The organism is Nannocystis pusilla (genome assembly GCF_026626665.1).
GTDB classification, from domain to species: domain Bacteria; phylum Myxococcota_A; class Polyangia; order Nannocystales; family Nannocystaceae; genus Nannocystis; species Nannocystis pusilla.
Map to the genome: position 1 here is coordinate 6233163 of NZ_JAPNKE010000002.1, position 20223 is coordinate 6253385.

At 71.3% G+C, this 20223-nt stretch carries 15 protein-coding genes and 1 pseudogene; 9 read left to right on the plus strand and 7 right to left on the minus strand.

What is annotated here, in order from left to right; all coding sequences use genetic code 11:
- Window positions 1-94 precede the first annotated feature (94 nt).
- From OV079_RS58650 to OV079_RS27565, 5 genes are all read left to right on the plus strand, one after another.
- Window positions 95-892, plus strand: coding sequence for a protoglobin domain-containing protein (locus tag OV079_RS58650; RefSeq protein ID WP_267778652.1), 798 nt, complete (start codon window positions 95-97; stop codon window positions 890-892).
- Window positions 868-1119 (plus strand): hypothetical protein, encoded by a 252-nt coding sequence (locus tag OV079_RS27550; protein ID WP_267771915.1) that lies wholly within the window; start codon window positions 868-870, stop codon window positions 1117-1119. The genes OV079_RS58650 and OV079_RS27550 overlap by 25 nt, the downstream gene beginning before the upstream one ends.
- A 17-nt stretch (window positions 1120-1136) precedes the next feature.
- Window positions 1137-1682 carry a two-component system sensor histidine kinase NtrB gene (locus OV079_RS27555; RefSeq protein ID WP_267771916.1) on the plus strand — a complete coding sequence of 182 codons (546 nt, stop codon included), beginning with the start codon at window positions 1137-1139 and terminating at the stop codon, window positions 1680-1682.
- The gene (locus tag OV079_RS27560) at window positions 1682-3043 is read left to right on the plus strand and encodes a sigma-54-dependent transcriptional regulator (protein ID WP_267771917.1); all 1362 of its coding nucleotides are present in this window, start codon (window positions 1682-1684) and stop codon (window positions 3041-3043) included. The genes OV079_RS27555 and OV079_RS27560 overlap by 1 nt, the downstream gene beginning before the upstream one ends.
- A gap of 125 nt (window positions 3044-3168) precedes the next feature.
- Entirely contained in the window at window positions 3169-3786 is a 618-nt protein-coding gene (locus tag OV079_RS27565) for a CBS domain-containing protein (RefSeq protein WP_267771918.1), read from the plus strand.
- Window positions 3787-3953: 167 nt separating this feature from the next.
- Here OV079_RS27565 and OV079_RS27570 read toward each other — a convergent pair whose 3' ends face one another.
- The 7 genes from OV079_RS27570 to OV079_RS27600 form a co-directional block, all read right to left on the minus strand.
- Window positions 3954-4478: a hypothetical protein gene (locus OV079_RS27570; protein WP_267771919.1), complete on the minus strand. Its 525-nt coding sequence runs from the start codon at window positions 4476-4478 to the stop codon at window positions 3954-3956.
- 108 nt (window positions 4479-4586) lie between these two features.
- Window positions 4587-5180, minus strand: coding sequence for a hypothetical protein (locus tag OV079_RS27575; RefSeq protein WP_267771920.1), 594 nt, complete (start codon window positions 5178-5180; stop codon window positions 4587-4589).
- 37 nt (window positions 5181-5217) lie between these two features.
- Entirely contained in the window at window positions 5218-6750 is a 1533-nt protein-coding gene (locus tag OV079_RS27580; protein ID WP_267771921.1) for an MAC/perforin domain-containing protein, read from the minus strand.
- Between the two features lie 478 nt (window positions 6751-7228).
- Entirely contained in the window at window positions 7229-8023 is a 795-nt protein-coding gene (locus OV079_RS27585) for a GDSL-type esterase/lipase family protein (RefSeq protein WP_267771922.1), read from the minus strand.
- Window positions 8024-8222: 199 nt separating this feature from the next.
- Entirely contained in the window at window positions 8223-8831 is a 609-nt protein-coding gene (locus OV079_RS27590; RefSeq protein ID WP_267771923.1) for an RNA polymerase sigma factor, read from the minus strand.
- A gap of 71 nt (window positions 8832-8902) precedes the next feature.
- Window positions 8903-13450 (minus strand): protein kinase domain-containing protein, encoded by a 4548-nt coding sequence (locus tag OV079_RS27595; protein WP_267771924.1) that lies wholly within the window; start codon window positions 13448-13450, stop codon window positions 8903-8905.
- A gap of 1526 nt (window positions 13451-14976) precedes the next feature.
- Complete coding sequence (locus OV079_RS27600; RefSeq protein ID WP_267771925.1) at window positions 14977-15420, minus strand: class I SAM-dependent methyltransferase; 444 nt, start codon at window positions 15418-15420, stop codon at window positions 14977-14979.
- A 461-nt stretch (window positions 15421-15881) separates the two neighbouring features.
- Here OV079_RS27600 and OV079_RS58655 point away from each other — a divergent pair.
- The 4 genes and pseudogenes from OV079_RS58655 (at window position 15882) to OV079_RS27630 (ending at window position 20223) form a co-directional block, all read left to right on the plus strand.
- Window positions 15882-17023: pseudogene (locus OV079_RS58655) on the plus strand (acyl-CoA dehydrogenase family protein).
- A gap of 2 nt (window positions 17024-17025) precedes the next feature.
- The gene (locus OV079_RS27620) at window positions 17026-18537 is read left to right on the plus strand and encodes an amino acid adenylation domain-containing protein (RefSeq protein WP_267771927.1); all 1512 of its coding nucleotides are present in this window, start codon (window positions 17026-17028) and stop codon (window positions 18535-18537) included.
- A complete protein-coding gene (locus OV079_RS27625) occupies window positions 18534-18788 on the plus strand; it encodes an acyl carrier protein (protein WP_267771928.1) in 255 nt (84 codons plus the stop codon). Before OV079_RS27620 ends, OV079_RS27625 begins: the two co-directional genes overlap by 4 nt.
- A gap of 88 nt (window positions 18789-18876) precedes the next feature.
- On the plus strand, window positions 18877-20223 hold the full coding sequence (locus OV079_RS27630; RefSeq protein ID WP_276602819.1) for an NAD(P)/FAD-dependent oxidoreductase: 1347 nt from the start codon (window positions 18877-18879) through the stop codon (window positions 20221-20223).

The window sequence follows — 20223 nt, forward strand, 5'->3', positions numbered from 1 at the left end:
CCTCGCGGAGCCCGTTGCGCGATTCCCTCCCCTCGAGACGCGGTTCGAAGAACTCAAGCGCTACGTCGCATTCTCGGCCGAGGATGCCTCGCGGCTGCGAGCCTTCCGTGACGTCGCGTCGCCGCATTTCGTCCGGATCGCGCAAGAGTTTTACGACCGAATCCGCCAGCACGAGGACGCCCACGCGGTGTTCACGGGCGAGGCCCAGATCGCTCGGCTGCAGCGCTCGCTCGTGCAATGGATGGAGCGCCTGTTCGGTGGCTGCTACGACGAGGCTTACTTCGAAGGTACCGCCAAGATCGGGCGCGTGCACGTCAAGGTCGGTCTGCCGCAGCGCTACATGTTCACGGCGATGGCCCTGATCCGCTCGTCGCTGATTCGCCTGGCCGATGGCAGCTCGCCGGGCGGGCCGGCGGTGGTGGACGCGATCTCGCGACTCCTCGACCTCGAGCTGGCGATCATGCTCGAGAGCTACCGCGACGACTTCGTGGCCCGCCTGCAGCACGTGGAGCGGCTCGAACGCCAGGCGCTCGGCGCTTCGCTGGCGCGGACCGAGCATCGATACATCAACGCGGTCGAGCTGGCCCACGTGCTGATCGTCGGGCTCGACGCGCGCGGCACGATCCTCTTGTTCAACCAGGAGGCGGAGCGCGTCACCGGCTTCGCCCGCGACGAGGTCCTCGGGCGCACGCTGCCCGAGGTGCTGTCGCTCGACGAGTCCGCCCACGGCGACGACTTGCGCGCGGTCCTGGCCGAATTCGCCGCCGCCCCGCCGCACGGCGAGGCGGACGCACCGGCGCCGCCGTCCCTGCCCAACGCCCTCCGGATTATGTGCTGGACACCCAGATCCACACCCGGGCCGGGCAGATGCGCACGCTGCTGTGGAACCTGACCTATGCGCCAGCCCGGGGCGACGACGTGTGTGTGTTCGCGATCGGCCGCGATACCACCGACGAGCAGGCGATGCTCGCGCGCACCCAACAACAGGAGAAGCTCGCCGCGATCGGCACGCTCGCGGCGGGCCTCGCCCACGAGATCCGCAATCCGCTCAACGGGGCCCAGCTCACGTCACCTACCTCGCGCGCTCGCTCAAGAAGTCGGGGGCCCACCCCGAGCTGATCGAGACCGTCGCCGTCGTGGCCGACGAGATCACGCGGCTCGGCGGGCTGGTCTCCGAGTTCCTGGCGTTCGCGCGGCCGAAGCCGCTGCTCGTCAAGGCGGTGACGGCGCAGACGCTGCTCGAGCGCACCGTGCAGATGGCCTCGGCGCAGGCGGCCCAGCACGACGTGACGCTCCTGCTCGACGTCCCGCCCTCGCCGCTGACGCTCGTCGCCGACGGCGCCAAGCTCGAGCAAGTGCTGCTGAACCTGGCCCAGAACGCGATCGAGGCGATCGCCCACGACGGGCGCGCCGGTCGGGTGACCGTGCGAGCGCGGCGGCAGCCGCAAACCGTCACCATCGAGGTCGAAGACGACGGACCGGGCATCCCGCCGGGCACGCCGATCTTCGACGCGTTCTTCTCGACCAAGGCGCAGGGCACCGGCCTGGGCCTGTCCATCTCGCACCGTATCGTCACCGATCACGGCGGGTCGCTCGACGTGGACAGTCGGAGCGGCTGTACGATCTTCCGCCTGGTCCTGCCGATCGACGGACCGCCCGACACACGACCCGAGAGGTTCTGATGGCCGAAGACCAAGTCAAAGGACGGATCCTCGTCGTCGACGACGAGCCGAACGCGCGCCAGGGGCTGCAGAAGCTGCTGCGGCACGAGGGCTACGAGGTCCGCATCGACGCCGACGGCGCCGCCGCGCTGCGCACCGCCGGCGAGTTCGTCCCCGACGTCGTCGTCACCGACCTGCGCATGCCGGGCATGGACGGCATGGAGCTGCTGAAGCGGCTGCGCGAGCAGGACCGCGACATCCCGGTGATCGTGGCCACCGCCTTCGGCGACATCTCCTCGGCCGTGGCGGCGATGCGAGTCGGCGCCGACGACTACATCACCAAGCCGATCGACATCGACGGGCTGGTGCTGTCGATCGAGCGGGCCATGGAGCGTCGGTCGCTGCGAATCGAGGCCGAGAACCTGCGCCGCCAGGCCCGCGACCGCGACGGCAGCGGGCTGCAAGGGCTGCTCGGCACCAGTCCGGCGATGCAGAGCGTCTACCGCATGGCGAAGCAGGTCTCGGGCTCGCGCGCGACGGTCCTGCTCACCGGCGAGAGCGGCACCGGCAAGGGCGAGCTGGCTCGTGCCATCCATGCCCTCGGCCCCCGCGCGAAGGAGCCGTTCATCGCCCTGCACTGCGCCGCGCTCGCCGAGTCGTTGCTCGAGAGCGAGCTCTTCGGCCACGAGAAAGGCTCGTTCACCGGCGCCGACCGCCAGCGCCAGGGGCGCTTCGAGCAGGCCCACAAGGGCACCCTCTTCCTCGACGAGATCGGCGAAATCTCGCCGACGCTGCAGGTCAAGCTCCTGCGGGTGCTGCAGGAGCGGACCTTCGAACGCGTGGGCGGCGGCGAGTCCATCAAAGTGGACGTCCGCCTGATCGCCGCGACCAACCGCGACCTCGCCCGCGAGGTCCGCGAAGGTCGCTTCCGCGAGGACCTGTTCTATCGCCTCAACGTCGTCCACATCGAGTTGCCGCCGCTCCGCCTGCGCGCGCGTGACTCGCTGCTGCTCGCCGAGCACTTCCTGCGCCGATTCGTCGAGGAGAACCACTCGAGCATCAAGGGCTTCACGGAGCGGGCGCGCGAGAAGATCGTGCGACACACCTGGCCCGGCAACGTCCGCGAGCTGGAGAACGCGATCGAGCGCGCCGTCGTGATGTGTGACGGCGACATGATCGGCGTCGACCACCTGCCCTTCGAGGGCGCGCCGGACGTCCAGGGCGGCGTGCGGATCCCGGGCGCGACGATGGCGGAGATCGAGCGCCACGCGATCCTCGCCACTCTCGACGCCGTGGGCGGCTCGACCGCGCGGGCCGCCGAGATCCTCGATCTCAGCGTGCGGACGATCCAGTACCGCATGCACACCTACGGCCGGCGCTGAGGTCGCTCGCGCGGCCTCGACGCCCGCAGCCACGGTCGTCCCCGTCCGAAGACGCGCTCGAGCCGTGGCTCGCTCGCCGTGCCGCGCGAGGTGTCACCGGCAATGCAGTTCCTGCACCTGCGCGCATGCAATTCACGCGCGCCGCCGAAGAGAGGCGCTGCAGCGACGCCTATGGCCGCCGAGCGCGTGGCACGGCGCTTGCTGATGCTCCAGATGCCATGTCACGACCCATCGTCCGTCAGTTCATGTCCCCCAGCCCTGTGATCATCGACGGCGGCCTCACGCTCAGCGACGCTGCCACCCGCATGTTCCAGATCCACGCGCGCCACCTGCCGGTGTACACGTCGGGCCACTTGATCGGCATCCTGAGCGACCGGGACATCGCTCAGATGGCGGGGTGGCGCGGCATCGACCCCGACAAGTGCACGGCGGAGCAAGCGTGCAGCCCGAACCCGTACGTCTGCGATCCCGAGGCGCCGCTCGAGGAGGTCGTGCAGACGATGGTCGATCACAAGTACGGCGCCGCCCTGGTGATGCGGGATGGTGCGCTGCTGGGGATCCTCACCGTCGTCGACGTGCTACAGGCATTGGTCGGGCTGCTGCGCCGCGACGAGACCCAGCGCAGCGACCCGCAGCACGAGTGGACGGTGATCGCGGTGGGTCGGAGCAGCGCGATCGTGGTCGGTGAGCGGGGCGCTGCTGACTCTGCAGAGGATGCCCGTCCATCGGCAGCCGGCACGTGAAGCTCATGCCCCACCGGTGCAGTCCGGTCCGGCCGTGCCGTCACGACGCGTTTCGTCGCACCGTCCGCGTCGTTCGATGAACGGTCCGGGTTGAGGGCCGGGACCCTTCAAAAGTCATCGGGGAGCGACGCGAGCTCGGGTCGCGCGGCCGCGACGGATGGTCGCGTTCAGAAGCGGATCGCCAGGCCGCCCGGCGCGAGCTGCATGCGCGCGACGGGGCGGCGCTCGTTGTGCCGGCGCAGGCGCACGCCGTAGACGGCGGTCGGGATCGCGGCGACGAGGGCGGCCGGGAACATCACCGCCGCTGCGATCCACCGGCCGTACGGCTCGCAGTCGACGAGCGGGTCGTCTGGGCAGCTGACCGGGATCGCCAGCGCGAGCGTGCCGCTCAACAGGAACGCGGCGGTGAAGCCCGCCGACAGGCCGAGCTGGATCCGCAGCTTGCGCCGCTGCTGCGTCCACTGCCTCAAGGCCGCGTCGGCGCTGGCTTCGGGCATCGGGACGGCTGCCGGCGCCTCCGGCCCTTCCGGCTGCTGGGCCGCGTCGGCGCTGGCTTCGGGCATCGGGGCGGCAGCGGGCGCCTCCAGCCCTTCTGGTTGCTGGCTCGCGCGGGCAGAGGCCGGCTCGGCGGCCAGGGCGGCGAGCAGGGTCGCGCTCGTGAGGCGGCGGAGGAGGGTCGGAGTCGTCGGCATGCAGGTCACGTCAGCGGTGAAGTCGCCGCGACGCGACAGAGAATTGCGGGGCCCTTCGAGAGAGGCCGCGGGCGAATCCGCGCGCGGCCTCGTCGAGCGGCGGTTGCTTCAGCTCGGCGGCGGGCCCTGCCACGTGCCGATCTGGCCGGCGTCGTTGACCGCGAGCTTGCTCGGGCCGCCGCGCTGGTCGATGCCGATGCGGATCGCGTCCGTCGATACCCCGAGATGGAGGAGCTCCACGGTGGTCGCCTCGATCAGCTCCTGGCGCCGCTCGTTGTGCTCCGTCAGCATCATCGTGGCGACCCGCACCGCGCCGCGCACGACGATGTCGCCGAGGATCGTGTGCAGGGCGCCGGGAACGTCGAGCGCGACGTCGGAGCTGACGTGCACCAGCCTGGAGCCCACCTTGCGGGCCACGGGGTCGTCGACGAAGAGCGCCACGCCGATGCACGAGTCGATCCCGAACGTGTAGCTGCCGGAGCGCTGCCGGCGTTCGATCGGCGTCGAGGCGTCGTCGCTGTTACGACCGACATAACCCTCCACCCGCCTCCAGACGCCGCTATTGTATTCGTCGACGCCGATCATCTTGATCGGGTAGCGGTAGGGGCCCAGGATCCTGGGGTCCGCGTTGAAATGGATGGCGGGCGGGATGTGTCCATTGGTGGCGTAGTAGACCCGGGTTTCCGGTGTTGATGGATTCATGACGTCTGTCTCCGCAAGGGTGTGTCGTCGTCGTCGTTCACGCGGTGGGCGTCGGGTCGGCCTCGGCGAGGACCGCGGAGCCCGCCGAGAAGGTGTAGCGCCGCACGTCGCGCTGCCAGTAGAAGAGCACCTCCTGGGACAGAGGCTTCTTGCTGGTGTCGAGGCGCTCGACGCCGGTGTGCGGGCCCATGCCCGGGATGCCGACGAGCAGGTAGCTCAGCGGGGAGGCCGCGGGGTCGCGCGACGGCTGGCTGCGCTCCATCCACAACGAGAGCATGTCGCCGGCGCCGGCGGCCCGCAGGAGCGCGGCCAGCTTGGCCGTCGGGGCCCGATCGACGCTGAGGCCGAAGCTGGCGAGGACGAGGACCTGCCCCGTGCCCGAGAAGTCGAAGCCGACGAGGTCGGCGGCGATCCGGTCGTACATCGCCTGGTAGGCGGCGACCGACGCGTTTTCGGCGCCGTAATAGCGGTCGTAGATCACGCCGTCCGGGCCGATCTTCTCGCGGTCGAGGACGATCATCTGAAAGCCGTTCGGGCGCGCCGCGGGCTCGTCGGGGGTCAAGGGCCTGCCGAGCACGATGGTGGGCACGGCGCCCGGCAGGGACGGCACGACCGCGGTCATGCGCGGGTGCAGCGTCGACAGCAGCTTGACGAAGGCGTCCTGGACGAGCTTGCGCCGGTCGTCCTCGGGGATGAGCTCCCAGACGCCGAGGAGTTGGAAGTCGGCGACCCCGGGGGCCGACCGGATCGAGTCCAGCCAGCGCTCGTAGGCCTCGACCGTCTCGCTGCTCGGCTGGCCCGGGTCGACCGAGATCAGGCGTGCGAGCAGCCCGGGATCGCCGCCGCGGGCCAGGATGTTGACGGTGCGGCTGCTGAGGTACTTCTTGAATTCCTCGGACTGCTTGATCTCGCCCGAGACCTCGCCGGCGTAGAAGACCCCGTTGTACTCCGCCTTCACCTGCACGGCGATGCTGCGCGTGCTCAGCGTCGAGCTCTTGTTGACGGCGACGTAGTACTCGAGGGTCCCGCCGAGGGCGAGCTCGGCGACGAAGTAGAAGCCGAAGTCGTGGAAGAAGGCGGCGAAGGCCGGGAGCGTCGCGGGCGTCACCTCGCCGGGCAGCGACCTGTACGCGTCGATGAACCCCTTCGACAGCGCCTTGACCGCGCGATTCAGGTCGAGCCGCAGCAGGGCGAGCCGCTGATACAGGTTCGTGAAAGAATACGCGTACTCGGACGTCCGCGTGAAGGTCTGGCTGTACGCTGCCTCCATTTGCCCCGAGAAGCCGCCGGCGCTGACATGGACGCCGGCCTTGGCCGAAAACGAGCTCTGGAATTCCTCCCGCGTCTCGACGGTGTCGACGAGGTACTTGCCCTCGGTATCGACGATGCCCGTCACGTAGTCGGGAATCGTGTACTCCTGCTCGAGGAACTTGAACGACCTCGTGCCGACCTTGTCGGGGTCGAGGATCGGCCGGAGGAGCTCCCCCGGGATGTGATAGGCGCCGCTGATGTCGAAGCCCTGGCCGAGGAAATTCGCCTGGGTGAGAGTCTGTGTGAGCGTGCTGGTCATCGTCGTTCTCCTGGTGCTGCGAGTGGCGCCCCCCGCCGCCGCGCGTCGCGGCCGGCGTCCGGGCTCACCAGAAAGGTCCGAGGACGACGAAGATAGTGCGGTCCGGCTGAAAGAATTTTCGACGATCGAAGATTCGGCGCCGGCCAGGCCCGGCGTTCTTCCGCACCGCGAAGGCCCTCGCGTCGAGGTCGTCGGCGACCTGCGCGGTGCCGCCGAGCTCGCGCCTGTGACGCTGGACCTGCTCGGCGAGCAACTCCGCGGCTCGCCACAGCCGCGTCTGAACCGTCCCGCGGGGGACCTCACAGCAGAGCTCGTGCGTGTTGATCTGCCACTTGAGAGAGCGTCATCCGCCGCGGCATGCCCGCCTCGGCGGGTGCCATCGCAGCGCGCAAGCGGCGACGGACGCGAGCCTTCGCTAGCGTCCGTCGCCGGTGGATGAAGATGACGCGGTGCCGGGCAGCGTCCGCACTACCGCCCGTCAGGGTGTACAGCCGCGGGCATCGAGCGCGAGCCGCCAGCGCGCGGCCATGTCGGAGTAGCCGCTCCAGTTGGGGTGGAGGCCGTCCTCGATCGTCGCCGCCGGGAACAGGGTGTTGTGATCGACGGTGTAGACGGTCTGGCCGATGGCGCGACGGGCGGCCGCGACCGTGTCGAGGTGGGCGTTGTAGAGGTTGATCTGGGTGTTGAGCCCGGCCCAGGCTCCGGCGGCCGGGATGATCTTCGCCATCAAAACCATCGCGCCGGGGTTCGCGGTCTTGAGCTCGTCGAGCAGGTCGTACAGCCCGGTGAGGGCGAAGGCGTGCTGCGGGTACGGCTGGGCCCACATGTCATTGGTGCCCGAGTGGAGCAGGATGACGTGGGGATTGTAGGCAGTCGACCCTTGCGCCACCGTGTCGGCGATCTGGGCGTTCGTATACCCCGGGTAGCCCGAATGCCCTCTCTGATTCCAGCTGTACATCAGCGGGGTATAATGATCGTTGCGAGCGCCCACCATTTGGATCGGGCCGACCGCCGCCGACGGCGTGAGGGCGAAGCTGGCGACCAGGTGGGCCCGGTAACCGCCGTTGTAGGTGCCGTAAGGGTCGATGCTCTGGGCGTAGTTGGAGTTCTGCCCGTAGGTGATCGAGTCGCCGAGCGCGAGGATCCGGCACGGCGCTCCGGGGCCTCGCTGGTCTCGGGCGGGGCGGCGAGCTCGTCCAGGAGGTCCGCCTCGGCCGCGATGTCCTCCTCCTCGCTCGTGTCGCTCGCGCTGGCGTCGGAGTCGGTGGCCCATTCCGCGGAATCATCGCAGGCCGCGACGAGCGCGAGCAAAGAGAGGATCCAGACCTGATGCTGATTGCAGTGTGTTCGCATGACGATCGTTCGGCGCGCGCGTGACGGGCGCGCCTTCCTTCGTCTGGATCTGTAACGGCAGGGCGGCGCTTCATTGGTCGCGCCGCAAAAAATCAGACGGGCCGTCGCCGGCCCCCGCGTCACGGGCTGCGGTCGACGAGTTCGCGCAGCGAGCCGGCCCAGTCGTCGAAGTTCGGCGGAGCGAGACCGAGCCCGCCGGCGTGGCGCTCGACCTCGGCGGCCAGCAGCTCGCGGGCGCGGCGGATCCGGGTCTGGGCCGTGCCGTGCGGCACCTGCAGCACGCGGGCGATCGCCGCCGAGGTCAGGCCCTCCCAGTAATGCAGCTCGAGCAGCACCTGCGCGTCGAGGGGGATCCGGCGCAGGCTCTCGAGCAGGATCTGCTGCTCGCGGCGCTCGGTCAGCACGGCGCTCGGCCGGGGATCGAGGTCGTGCAGCGAGATTTCGCTGATCGCCACGGTGGCGTCGACCCGCTGCCGCGCGCGGTAGAAGTTGAACAGCACGTTGCGGGCGATGCCGAAGATGAAGGCGTGAAAGCTGCCGTCCCCGCGGAAGCGCGCGCGGCTCTCGAGGCAGCCGAGGAAGGTCTGCTGCACCAGCTCGTCGATGTCGCCGTGGACCTTGGGGCGGAAGAAGCGGACGAGGCGGAGGAAGTAGCGGTCGAACAGCTGTTCGCCGGCCTCCGCGTCGCCGCCGTTCCACGCCTCGAGCAGGGCCTCGTCGCTGCGCACGGCCGCGAGCTTAGCGGGCCGACCGCGGGGAGCCAATCGCGTCGGCGTTGCGGCGCGGCGCGGGATCTCGATCATCGGGCGGCGCCGGTCGCCCACGCGGCGAGCTGCGGTCGCCGCTGCAGCAACGCCTGGACGTAGTGCCGATCGTCGGCGCGCTCGAGCGCCCGCCGCACGTGCCCCTGCGCCTCGTCCGCGCGGCCCTCGCGAGCAGCGAGCTCGGCCATCTCGATCCACAGCGAAGCCGCGAGCTCGGCGTGCTCTCCGTCGCCGGCCAGCGGGCCGACCACGCGCCCGTCGGCGAGGGCGCGCAGGGCCGCCTCGAGGTCGGCTTCCGCGTCGGTCCAGCGCCCGGCCCGGGCCAGAACGCGCGCGCGGGCGAGGAGCAGCTGCAGCGCGTGGGCCGGCACGGGCCCGCCGGCGGCCACCAGCGGCGGGTCCGCGAGGTCGAGCAGCAGCGCGCGATCGGCGACGGTGTCGCCCCGGGCATGGGTGATCGTCGCCGACCACCCGCGCCAGAACAGGCGCGAGAACGCGGCCGGATCGGCGCCTCGCGCGAGCGGGACGAACGCCTCGCGGTGAGTGCGGAGCAGGTGCAGGAGGTCGCGCCGGACCGCCACGGGCGCGTCCTCGCGGAGCGCGTCGGCGAGGCGAGTCTCGGCTTCACGCCAGCGCCCGAGCTCGAGCAGCGCGGCGAGCCGCGCCGGCTCGATCTCCCGGCGGGTCGCGTCGGCGTGTCGACGCTCCGCAGGATGCGGGGACCCGCGCTCGCCGGCAGGCGCGTCGGCGCGTCGACTCTCGGCCTCCGTCCCGTGCAGTGCGGCGGGGCGAACCGGCGCGAGCGCGGCGTCGGCGAGCCGCAACGTCGCGGCCGGGTCGCCGTCGACGAGCGCGTGCCGCAAGCGATCGAGGGCCGTCAGCTCGCGCCGCGGCGTCGCGCGGGCGCCGAGCAGGGTCAACCGCCGGACCGCGAGCTCGGCCCACGCGCTGGTGTCCCCGGGGCGGTCGGCGAGCCCGGTGATCCGCAGGTGATACTCGCCGGCGTTCGGCGCGACCGCGAGGGCGCCTCGCTCCTGCCGGAGCACCTGCCCGTCGGGGGCGGCGAGGATGCAGCCCCACTCGCCGAGCAGCGGCAGCAGGTCCAGGCGGACGACGAGGCGCTGGGCCGGTGCGTCGGTGGTGCTGCCGCCGGCCGGGACCAGGAACTTGCCGCGGGCGCCGTCCGGGAGGTCGCACTGCACCTGGTGCTCGGCGATCCCGCCGCCGCCGCCCGAGGTGACCTGGATCGACGCGACGCGAGCCTGGCCGCCGACCGGCACGACCTCGAAGCGCACGCCGGAGCTCCACTCGGCGCGCAGGAGCTCGAGGTCGAGCTCGAGGGTCAGGTGCCGCGCGTCCCACCGCACCGGCAGCGCGGCGATCGTGCCCTGGTCGGAGAACGCGTGCACGTGCAACGCGCCCTCGTGCGGCGAGCGGCGCAGGCCGAGCGGGTCATGGAGCTGCCACGCCGGGTCGAGGGGACGATCGAAGCGCCCGATCGGCTGCGCCTGGTCGGCGAGCAGCCGCTCCGCGAGGTCGCGCAGCGCCCCGATCTCGCGGCGGAGCCCGGCGTCGAGCCGTTCGGCGCGCAGCAGCAGGTCGGCGACGCGGAGCGCCTCGGCGAACCGGCCGGCGCGGTTCCAGTCGTGGATCGCCGCTCGCAGCGCCCGCTCGCGGACCCGCGGCGAGCGGGCGGCCTGCTCGTACAGCGCCGCCGAGCGCGTGTACTGCTGATCGAGCGCGCCGAGGTGGGCGGCGCGCAGGTGCAGCTCGGCCTGCACGTCGATCGGGACCCCCAGCTCGGCGGTGCGCTCGAGCAGGCGGCTCGCGCGGTCACGGAGCCCGAGGTGCACGAGCTGCTCGGCGCGCCGCCACACGCCGGCGATCCACGGATCGATCGCCTCGGGTAGAGCGGCGCTCGTCGTCGCCGCGCCGACGAGCGGCGGCAGCGAACCCTCCCCGGCGCCGAGCACGAAGAGGCGCGAGCCACCCGCGGTGTCGCGCGCGAGCAGCTCGCTGGCGGCGTCGTCGTCGAGCTGCGCGAGCGCGACCGGGGCGAGCCCGCCGACCAGCAGCGGCGCGAAACGCAGCCCCGGGAGCTGGCGGTAGACGAGGAGGTCGTGGTCGTGGGCCCGCAGCGCGCCCTGCAGCACGTCGCCGGGCCGAACCGGCCGGCGCGCGTGGATGACGAGGTCGTCGAGGCCGTCGCCGTCGAGGTCGCCGACGTGCAGGCCCGCGAGGTCGAGGGGCATGCGATCGCGGAGGCGCCGCGGGGCCGGCAGGAACGCCCGCTGCGTCAGCGCGTCGCCGACGAGCTCGAACAGGTACACGCCGGGCGGGGCCCCGGCCGGGCTGTCCTCGGGGAAGATCCGCCGGTTCGCGCTGCGATCGCTCTTGAGCGCGACCAGCAGCCGCGCCCCGCCGGGGACGGCGAGCGCGGCCAGGCCGGTGACGTGGCCGAGCTGCCGGCGCTCGCCGGACACCAGCGCCTCGCCCCGCCGCCGCAGCACCCGCACGTCGTACGCGCGCCAAGGGCCCGCCGCGACCACGAGCTCGTCGACATGATCGCCGTCGAGGTCGGCGCCGAGCAGCGCCGTGATATCCGAACCGGAGGTCGCCGGGTGAGCGTCGACGACCTCCCGCCCGCGCAGCTCGAGCAGACGCCGGCTGGGCGGGCCCGCGCCGGCGTAAACCTCGCGACGACCGTCGCCGTCGAGGTCGGCGGTCACCGCGTGGAGGAGCGTGCCCTCGCGCCAGCGCAGCAGCTCGCGCGGATCGTCTGTCCCGAGGGACAGGAGGACGGCGTCGGGGTCGTCGCTCCCGAGCACGAGGTCGGGCCCGTCCGCCCGCGGCACGGCGGCGAGCGGCAAGAACCGCGGCGGCAGCCCGGCGACGCGCCGCAGCGCCGTCAGCGACGGATCGGCGCGCACCAGCGTGAAGACGGCGGGGGCCCCCGGCGGGGCGTCGCGCAGCAGCAGCTCGCCCGCGCCGTCGCCGTCGCCGTCGAGCGCGAGCGCGGTGTAGGCGACCTGCGTCGCGGTCGCGGCCGCGAGCGCGGCGAGCACCGGCGTGACCTCTCGGACATGCTCCGAAGGACCTGTCCATGTCGCCATGTCGGTCGCGCGCGCGAGGTCGCGGTTGGCGGCGGCGGCGGTGATCGCCAGGTCGCGCAGCTCGGCGTCGCGGCGCAGCTCGTCGTCGGCCAGCGCGCCGACGACGGCCGCCATCGAGTACCAGTCGTGGTCGTCGCGGAACACCTCCGCCAGGCCGCGCGCCGCGACCCGTTGCTCGGGCCCGCCGGGGCGGTCGACGTAGACCTCGGCGAGGCTCTCGACGGTACCCTGGACGTCGCCGGCCTCGCGCTCGCGCACGGCCTGACGCAGCCACGCGCGGGCCAGCGCCGCGGTGCCGCCGGCGTCCGCGAGCCCGGAGAACTCGCGCAGCAGGTCGCGGGCCTGGGCGCGCCGGCCCTCGCGCGTCCACTGCTCGATGCGCGGCTCGACGGCCAGGAGGCGCGCCTCGGCCTCGCGCTCGGCGCGGGCGCGCGACCAGGCGGCGGCCCCGACGACGACGAGCGCCACGACGAGGCCGCCGAGCCCGAGCAGCAGCGCCGCCGCGGCCGCCCGCCGTCGTCGCCGCCGCCGCGCCGCGACCGGATCCGCGGCCAGCGCAGCGAGCAGGTGCGGCATCGACGGCCAGCGCGACGCCGGGTCGGGTTGCAAGCCGCGACCGACGATCTCGCGCAACCAGGGCGGCACCGGCCGCTCGGGGTCGTCGGTCGCCGTCGTCGCCGTGATGTCCGTGTCGCGCACGCGGACGCCGTGGAGCCCCTCGTACAGCACCGCACAAAAGCTGTACTGGTCGCTGCGGGCGTCGGGGCGAGCGCCGGCCCGCTGCTCGGGGGCCATGTACGCGGGGGTCCCGAGCGCCACGCCGGTGCGCGTCAGATCGGAGTCGCCGGGGACGTTGGCGTCCGCGGCCGCCGCAGGATCGGCGGGCGGCTCGGCCTCGGCGTGCAGCGCGGCGAGGCCGAAGTCGAGGACGCGCACCTGGCCATCGGCGCCGATCATGACGTTCTCGGGCTTGAAGTCGCGGTGGACGATGCCGGCCGCGTGCGCCGCCGCGAGCCCGCGGCCGGCCTGCAGCATCACGGCCACGATCTCCACGGCCGAGCGGGGCCGCTCGGCGAACCACGCGCGCAAGGTCTGGCCGCGCACGAAGGCAGTCACGAGGAACACGGCGCCGTCGACCTCGCCCGCCTCGAAGATGCTGATCACGTTCGCGTGCTCGAGGCGCCCCAGCGCCTTGGCCTCGCGGAGCATGCGGCGGCGTCGCGGCTCCTCGGTCCGGGCCGCGCGACCGCGCAGGATCTTGAGCGCGACCTTGCGGTCGAGCAGCGGATCGTAGGCCGCGAACACGACGCCCATGGCGCCCTGCCCCAGGCGCTCGAGCACGACGAAGCGATCGATCTTCAGCGGCTCGTCGGGCCGACGAAACAGCCGGCTCTTGAGCGTCCGGCGCAGGTGCTCCAGCTCGAGCGAGCCGCCGACGCCGGTGTCCGGAAGATTGTCCCCGCGCTCCATCCTCGCTCCGCCGACGCGCAGGATATCGGCCTGGCCGGGCCCGCGGCAGAGGACTCGCCCACATCGACGCACGGGTTCATGCCCGAGCGAGCACGACGGCGCCGCGGGCCGCGCCGGCCCACAACGAGCCGAGCTGCAGTTTGCTCGAGCTCGCCCACCTGGCGCGTCGTCCCGCGCCACCGGTCCTGGTCAGTGCTGCCGGGTTTGCCGCCGACGCGCGCACCCGTGCGAGCGACGCGCGCGGGGAGCCCGAGTCGCAGCTCTGGACCTGTCCCTTCGTTCAGATCGATGCCGCAGCCGAAGCGGTCGTGCCTAATGGGACACTTCGGCCGCCGGTCAGGATAGAGCCGCCGCAGAGGTGCCGGCCGCGGAGCAACGATTCTCATTTCGATCTCCCGAGACACTCCACACCGCCCAGCAAGGATGGCCCGCTTTCACCGCTGGAACGGTGCAGCATGACGCGGCCGAGCCGCCCCCTTCGCGGTCATTCTCCTCCGCCTCGCAGGAGGCACCACGGCCGCAATTGCAACCGGTGTCCGTATGTTCGCGCCGGAGTCGCTCCCGCCCGACCCCGCCGAGCTCGAATCGCGTCGTGAAGGCCAGCAAATGCTGGTTCTCATTGCGGGAGCTGAAGCGCAAGCGCCGGCCTTCGCTCGCCTCCCTTCCGTCCGCCAGGCGACGCCGGCGCGCTTTGAGTCGACCTCCGTGACCACGACATGTCTATAAAGACAGATCCCGCGCGGCCGCGCGCGAGGAGACCGACCCGACGCCAGCGCCGGCGTCGAGCACCACGGGCAGCGCTGTCGACTCATGGCGGCGAGATTTGTCGGCGCGTCCCGGAGGTCGCCTGTCCGCGATTCATGGGTGGCCGGCAGCCGCAACCTCCCTCACGCGGCGCGCTCTCGCCCGCATTCGACCTGTCTCATTCGACGCCTCCTAATTTTTAAAGGAGACCGTCGCGTGCGATTCGGTTGGGGGTGGATCGCCCTCGGCGAATGAATCGCCCGACGCGGATTCGGCGCCGACCCAACGCCATGAAAAAGAATCACGCCCGGCAATTGTTCCTGGCTCGGCGGTCACTAGCCCGGGGAAGACCCAAAGAGCGCAACCGGGCGGCCCGCGACACGCGGCGCCGCGCCGAAACACCATTGCGCGTCGACGGTCGTCACCGCCGAGAGCCGACGTGCAACCTTCACCCTCGAATCATTCTCCGCTCCGATCGGGGTCGGACCCCCCGCACGATTCCCCGGGGGGCTCGCCGCGCGCCGCGGTCGCCCGCGCCGACGAAACGGCGGGCCCGCCCCCGCTGAGTCCGCGCCGGCTCGTCGCGCCAGCCGCGGCCGTCCGGCGGCCCCCACGCGCGCTCGCAGACGCCATGCCCGATTCATCGTGACAGCAAACGCCGACGGCGGACGATCGTCTGGACATTCGACCGGGTCGGCAGGCCCCGGCGCACTGTCATCATTCCTCGCGAATCACCGCAACACGCCGAGCGGCGCGCCGCGGTGAATCGCGGCACTCGTGGCTCACGGGCGGCCGGAGAAGAACGCGGTGCAGCCGACGGTGTGGAGCTCGTAGCGGGAGAAGCTGCGCTTCAGGGCGGCTTCGAGGCCCGCGAGCGTGTCCCAGCGATTCGACATCGCGCCGGAGCGTTGATACACGTCGAGGGCCAGGCGGGCGAAGAAGTGCTTCATGCTCAGGTCGTAGAGCAGCGTCGAGCCGAACACCACCCCGCCGGGGTTCAGGCACCCCTTCAGGTTCTCGAACACGCTGACCGCCTTGTCCTCGATGAGGCCGGGCAGGCAGTGCAGGAGGTAGCTGATGCCGATCGAGTCGAATTTCTCGGGGATCCGCAGCGGCTTGAGGATGTTGCGGCGATACAGGGTGACGTCGCTGTAGCGGCGGATCCGCTCGCGCACGAACACCAGGGTGTTGGGGTTGAGGTCGACGAGCGCGATATGAGGGGACACCCGGGAAACGACAATGATCGAGGAAGTACCCCGACCCGACGCCCGCGTCCAGGTGACGGTCGCTGACGTGCGCGTCGTAGTGCTCCAGCATGCGCGCCGTCGGGCAGCGCCACAGCAGGTTGTTGTTGAGGTTCAGGACCAAAAAGTCGTAGCGCGGCAGGAACGAGCGGGTGTACGCCGCCTGTCCGGCCTCCGTGGCCATATCGAGAGTCTCGGCGACGTCCGAATCGATCGCGTGTTCCAAATGTACCTCCATCGGCGGTGTGGTTATCAGTGGCATTCAACCAAGTCAAGCGCACGATCGGCGATGCGAGCATGTCGTTTTAAAGCCCCACGATGTTGCGTCGCATCGCGCGAATTAAGGCCTTGCTGGTGGTTCTCGCCTGTGTATATTCCACCCCCGCCGCGCTCACCATTACCGCGTGGCACGCGCCAGCGCGCGAATAAACACTGGATGCCGTATGGACTTTCAATGGTCGGATTCGCAAGACGAGCTGTATCGCCGGGCGCTGGAGCTCGCGCAGCGGCACTTCGCCGGCGCCAGCCGCGTCTGGGCCGATCACGCTTTTGACCGCGGTCATTGGGACATTTGCGCCGAGTTCGGGCTGATGGGGCTGTGCGTCCCCGAGGCGTACGGCGGGCTCGGATTGGACGCGCTGACCACCGCCCGCGTGGTCGAGGCATTCGGGCGCGGCTGCGAGGACACCGGCCTGGTGTTCTCCGCCGCGGCCCACCTGTTCGCGGCGGTGATGCCGATCGTCGAATACGGGGACGAGGCGCTGAAGGCGGCGCTGCTGCCCGCGCTGGCGCGCGGCGCGGCGATCGGCGCCAACGCCATCACCGAGGGCGAGGCCGGCTCCGACGCGTTCGCCCTGCGCACCGAGGCCCGCCGCGAGGAGAATTCTACGTACTCGACGGCGCGAAGAGCTACGTCAGCAACGGCCCGGTCGCCGACGAGTTCGTCGTCTACGCGACGATGAACCGCAAGCACGGCTACCTCGGCGTCACCGCATTCGTCGTCGCGCGCGACACGCCCGGGCTGCGCCTCGGCGAGCCGCTCATGAAGATGGGCCTCAAGAGCTCGCCCGCCTGCTCGCTCTACCTCGAGGGCTGCCGCGTCCCCGCCGCCCGCCGGCTCGGCCGCGAGGGCCAGGGCGGCGCGGTCTTCCAGGCCTCCATGCAATGGGAGCGCTCGTGCCTGTTCGCCGGCTACGTCGGCATGCTCGAGCGCCAGCTCGCCCAGGCCGTCGAGTACGCGCGCACCCGTAGGCAGGGCGGCAAGCCGATCGGCAAGCACCAGGCCGTCGCGCACCGCCTCGCCGAGATGAAGCTGCGCCTCGAGTCGGCCCGCCTCCTTCTGTATCGCGCCTGCTGGCTGCGCGACCGCGGCGCGCCGGCCGTCGCCGAGGTCTCGCTGGCGAAGCTGGCGATCAGCGAGGCGGCCCGCCTGTCGAGCCTCGACGCCATCCAGATCCACGGCGGGATCGGCTTCGCCGCCGATTACAACGTCGAACACATGCTGCGCGACAGCGTGCCGGCGACCCTGTTCTCGGGCACGTCGGAGATCCAGCGCGACCTCATCGCGCGTGAAATGGGGCTGTGACGATGCTGCTCGCCGACCTCGTGCTCCAAGCGGCCCGCCGCGACGCCTCCTCGACTGCGGTGATCGGCCCTGACGGGACCATGACCTACGGCGAGCTCGACGCGCTCGCCCATCGCCTGGCCCGCGCGCTCGAACGCCGCGGCGTGACCGCCGGCGACCGCGTCGGCCTGTGGCTCGAGAAGAGCGGTCGCGGCGTGGCGGCGATGCAGGCCTGCCTGCGCCTCGGCGCGGTCTACGTCCCGCTCGACCCGCTGAGCCCCGCGCCGCGCATCGCCGGCATCCTCGCCGATTGCGAGGTGCGCTGCCTCGTGACGACCGAGGCCCGCCGTGCCGCGCTGGCAGCCGCCGGCGCGCCGCCCGAGCTCGCGGTGCTGCACGTCGACACCGACTGGGACGAGGTGCAGCACCAGTCCGCCGATTCGTCGCCGCCCCCGGCTCGCGGGCCGGACGACCTCGCCTACATCCTCTATACGTCGGGCTCGACCGGCCGCCCCAAGGGCGTGTGCATCAGCCACCGCAACGCGCTCGCCTTCGTCGAATGGGCGGCCGGGGCGATCGCCGCCGCCGCCAGCGACCGATTCGCCAATCACGCCCCGTTCCACTTCGACCTCTCGGTGCTCGACCTCTACGTCGCCTTCCTCGCCGGCGGCGCGGTCGCGCTGGTGCCCGAGGGCCTCTCGTACGCCCCGCGCCGGCTGGTCGAATTCATCCAGAGTCACCGGATCAGCGTGTGGTATTCGGTGCCGTCGGCGCTCGCGCTGATGATGGAAGAGGGGGCCCTGGACGCCGCCGCCGCGCCGACGCTGCGGACGATCCTGTTCGCCGGCGAGCCGTTCCCGGTCAAGCCGCTGCGGCGACTGCGGCGCGGCTTCCCCGACGCGCGCCTGTTCAACCTCTACGGCCCGACCGAGACCAATGTCTGCACCTTCTACGAGGTCACGACTCTGGCCGACGATCGCAGCGCGCCGGTCCCGATCGGCCGCGCCTGCTCGGGCGACGAGGTGTGGGCCGTCCGCGCCGACGGCGAGCGCGCCGGCCCGGGCGAGGAGGGCGAGCTTTGGGTCGCCGGTCCGACGGTGATGCTCGGCTATTGGGGGCAGCCGCCCCAGCGCGGGCCGTACGCCACCGGCGACATCGTCCGCGCCGACGACGACGGCGAATACACGTACGTCGGCCGCCGCGATGCCATGGTGAAGATCCGCGGCCACCGCGTCGAGCTCGGCGACATCGAGGCCGCGCTGCTGCAGCACCCCGACATCCGCGAGGTCGCGGTCGCGGTGCGCGGCGTCGGCATCGAAGCCCGATTGCACGCCTTCGTCGTCGTCGCCCCGCCGGCCGAGCTGTCGCTGCTCGGCCTCAAGCGCCACTGCGCCGAGCGACTGCCGAGGTACATGATCCTCGATGATTTCACGCCGATCGCCGCCTTGCCGCGGACCGGCAACGGCAAGGTCGACCGCCTCGCGCTGGCGCGGCTCGCGGCGGCCTCGTCTCCTCCAGCCAAAGAGCAGCCATGAGCACGTCCGTCGCTATCGAACAAGCCCTCAAACAGTACGTCGCCCGCGAGATCCTCGACGGCAAGGACATCGGCCTCGACGCCGACACGCCGCTGCTCGAGTGGGGCGTCATCAACTCATTGGAGATCGCGCGGCTCCTCGGGTTCGTGCGCGAGCAATTCGGCGTGGTCGTGCCGCTCGAGTCGGTGACCGCCGAGCACTTCAAGGACCTGCGCGCGCTGACCGCGTTGGTGGCCTCGCTGAAGGGCTGACCCGGGCTTCGCCTGGTCGCCGCAATCGCACCGCCGCAGTCGCGGCGGGGCCGGAGATTCTTTTTGTCTGCAGTGGAGCGAATCGTCAATGTCGAACGTGGATTTTGATGTCGGGATCATCGGCGGCGGGCCGGCCGGGTCGGCCACCGCCTCGTATTTGTCGCGCGCGGGCCTCAAGTGCGTCGTCTTCGAGCGCGAGCTGTTCCCGCGGCCGCACGTGGGCGAGAGCCTGGTGCCGGCGGCGACGCGGGTGTTCAAGGAGATCGGCTTCCTCGACACGCTCGAGAAGGCCGGCTTCCCCAAGAAGTACGGCGCGGCCTGGACGTCGGCCGACCGCGCGCCGGTCTACGCCATGCAGTTCGAGGGCCTGTCGGCCGATTGTCACGTCGACATCCGCTTCGAGGAGCGCGAGCAGGCCGGCGTCGACCGCAACTACACCTTCCACGTCGACCGGGCCAAGTTCGACCTGATGCTGCTGCAGCACGCGCACCAGCTCGGCGCCGAGGTCTACGAGGGCGTGCGCGTGCGCGGCGTCGACCTGTCCGACCCGACCCAGCCCACCGTCCACTTCAAGCTCGGCCAGCAGGACATCCGCACCCGCGTGCGCATGGTGATCGACGCCAGCGGCCGCCACACCCTGCTCGGCAACCAGCTAAGGCTCAAGGTGCTCGACCCGGTCTTCAATCAATACGCCCTGCACACCTGGTTCGAGGGCTACGACCGCAACCGCCTGTCCCACGGCCGCGGCCAGCCCGAGTACATCTTCATCCACTTCCTGCCGCTGACCAACACCTGGGTGTGGCAGATCCCGATCACCGAGACCGTCACCAGCATCGGCGTCGTCACCCAGAAGTCGAACTTCGCCAGGAGCCGGCAGGACCGCGAGCAGTTCTTCTGGGAGTGCCTGCGGAGCCGCCCCGAGCTGTACGAGGGCCTGCGCGCGGCCCAGCAGGTCACGCCGCTCAAGGAGGAGGGCGACTACAGCTACGCGATGCGGGAGATCTGCGGCGACGGCTTCGCCCTCGTCGGCGACGCCGCGCGCTTCGTCGACCCGATCTTCTCGAGCGGCGTCAGCATCGCCCTCAACAGCGGCCGCCTGATCTCGCACGACATCCTCGCCGCCGCCGAGCACGGCGATTTCCGCCACGAACGGTTCCGCACCTTCGAGGCGCTGATGCGCCGCGGCACCCGCAACTGGTACCACTTCATCAACCTCTACTACCGCCTCAACGTGCTGTTCACCGCGTTCGTGCAGGACCCGCGGCACCGCATCGACGTGCTCAAGCTGCTGCAGGGCGACATGTACGACGAGGACGAGCCCGCCGTGCTGGCCGAGATGCGGCGGATCGTCCGCGAGGTCGAGCGCAACGACCAGCACATCTGGCACAAGTACCTCGGCTCGTTGACGTCGTCGACGTTCTCCGAGGTGTTCTGA

Excerpts from the sequence above, each read along its gene's own strand:
- OV079_RS27565 (WP_267771918.1), top strand. The coding sequence starts at position 3,169 with ATGCAATTCACGCGCGCCGCCGAAGAGAGGCGCTGCAGCGACGCCTAT.
- OV079_RS27580 (WP_267771921.1), bottom strand. The coding sequence starts at position 6,750 with ATGACCAGCACGCTCACACAGACTCTCACCCAGGCGAATTTCCTCGGC.
- OV079_RS27620 (WP_267771927.1), top strand. The coding sequence starts at position 17,026 with ATGCTGCTCGCCGACCTCGTGCTCCAAGCGGCCCGCCGCGACGCCTCC.
- OV079_RS27575 (WP_267771920.1), bottom strand. The coding sequence starts at position 5,180 with ATGAATCCATCAACACCGGAAACCCGGGTCTACTACGCCACCAATGGA.
- OV079_RS27560 (WP_267771917.1), top strand. The coding sequence starts at position 1,682 with ATGGCCGAAGACCAAGTCAAAGGACGGATCCTCGTCGTCGACGACGAG.
- OV079_RS27550 (WP_267771915.1), top strand. The coding sequence starts at position 868 with ATGCGCACGCTGCTGTGGAACCTGACCTATGCGCCAGCCCGGGGCGAC.
- OV079_RS27625 (WP_267771928.1), top strand. The coding sequence starts at position 18,534 with ATGAGCACGTCCGTCGCTATCGAACAAGCCCTCAAACAGTACGTCGCC.
- OV079_RS27570 (WP_267771919.1), bottom strand. The coding sequence starts at position 4,478 with ATGCCGACGACTCCGACCCTCCTCCGCCGCCTCACGAGCGCGACCCTG.
- OV079_RS27630 (WP_276602819.1), top strand. The coding sequence starts at position 18,877 with ATGTCGAACGTGGATTTTGATGTCGGGATCATCGGCGGCGGGCCGGCC.
- OV079_RS27595 (WP_267771924.1), bottom strand. The coding sequence starts at position 13,450 with ATGGAGCGCGGGGACAATCTTCCGGACACCGGCGTCGGCGGCTCGCTC.
- OV079_RS27585 (WP_267771922.1), bottom strand. The coding sequence starts at position 8,023 with ATGGGCCACCGACTCCGACGCCAGCGCGAGCGACACGAGCGAGGAGGA.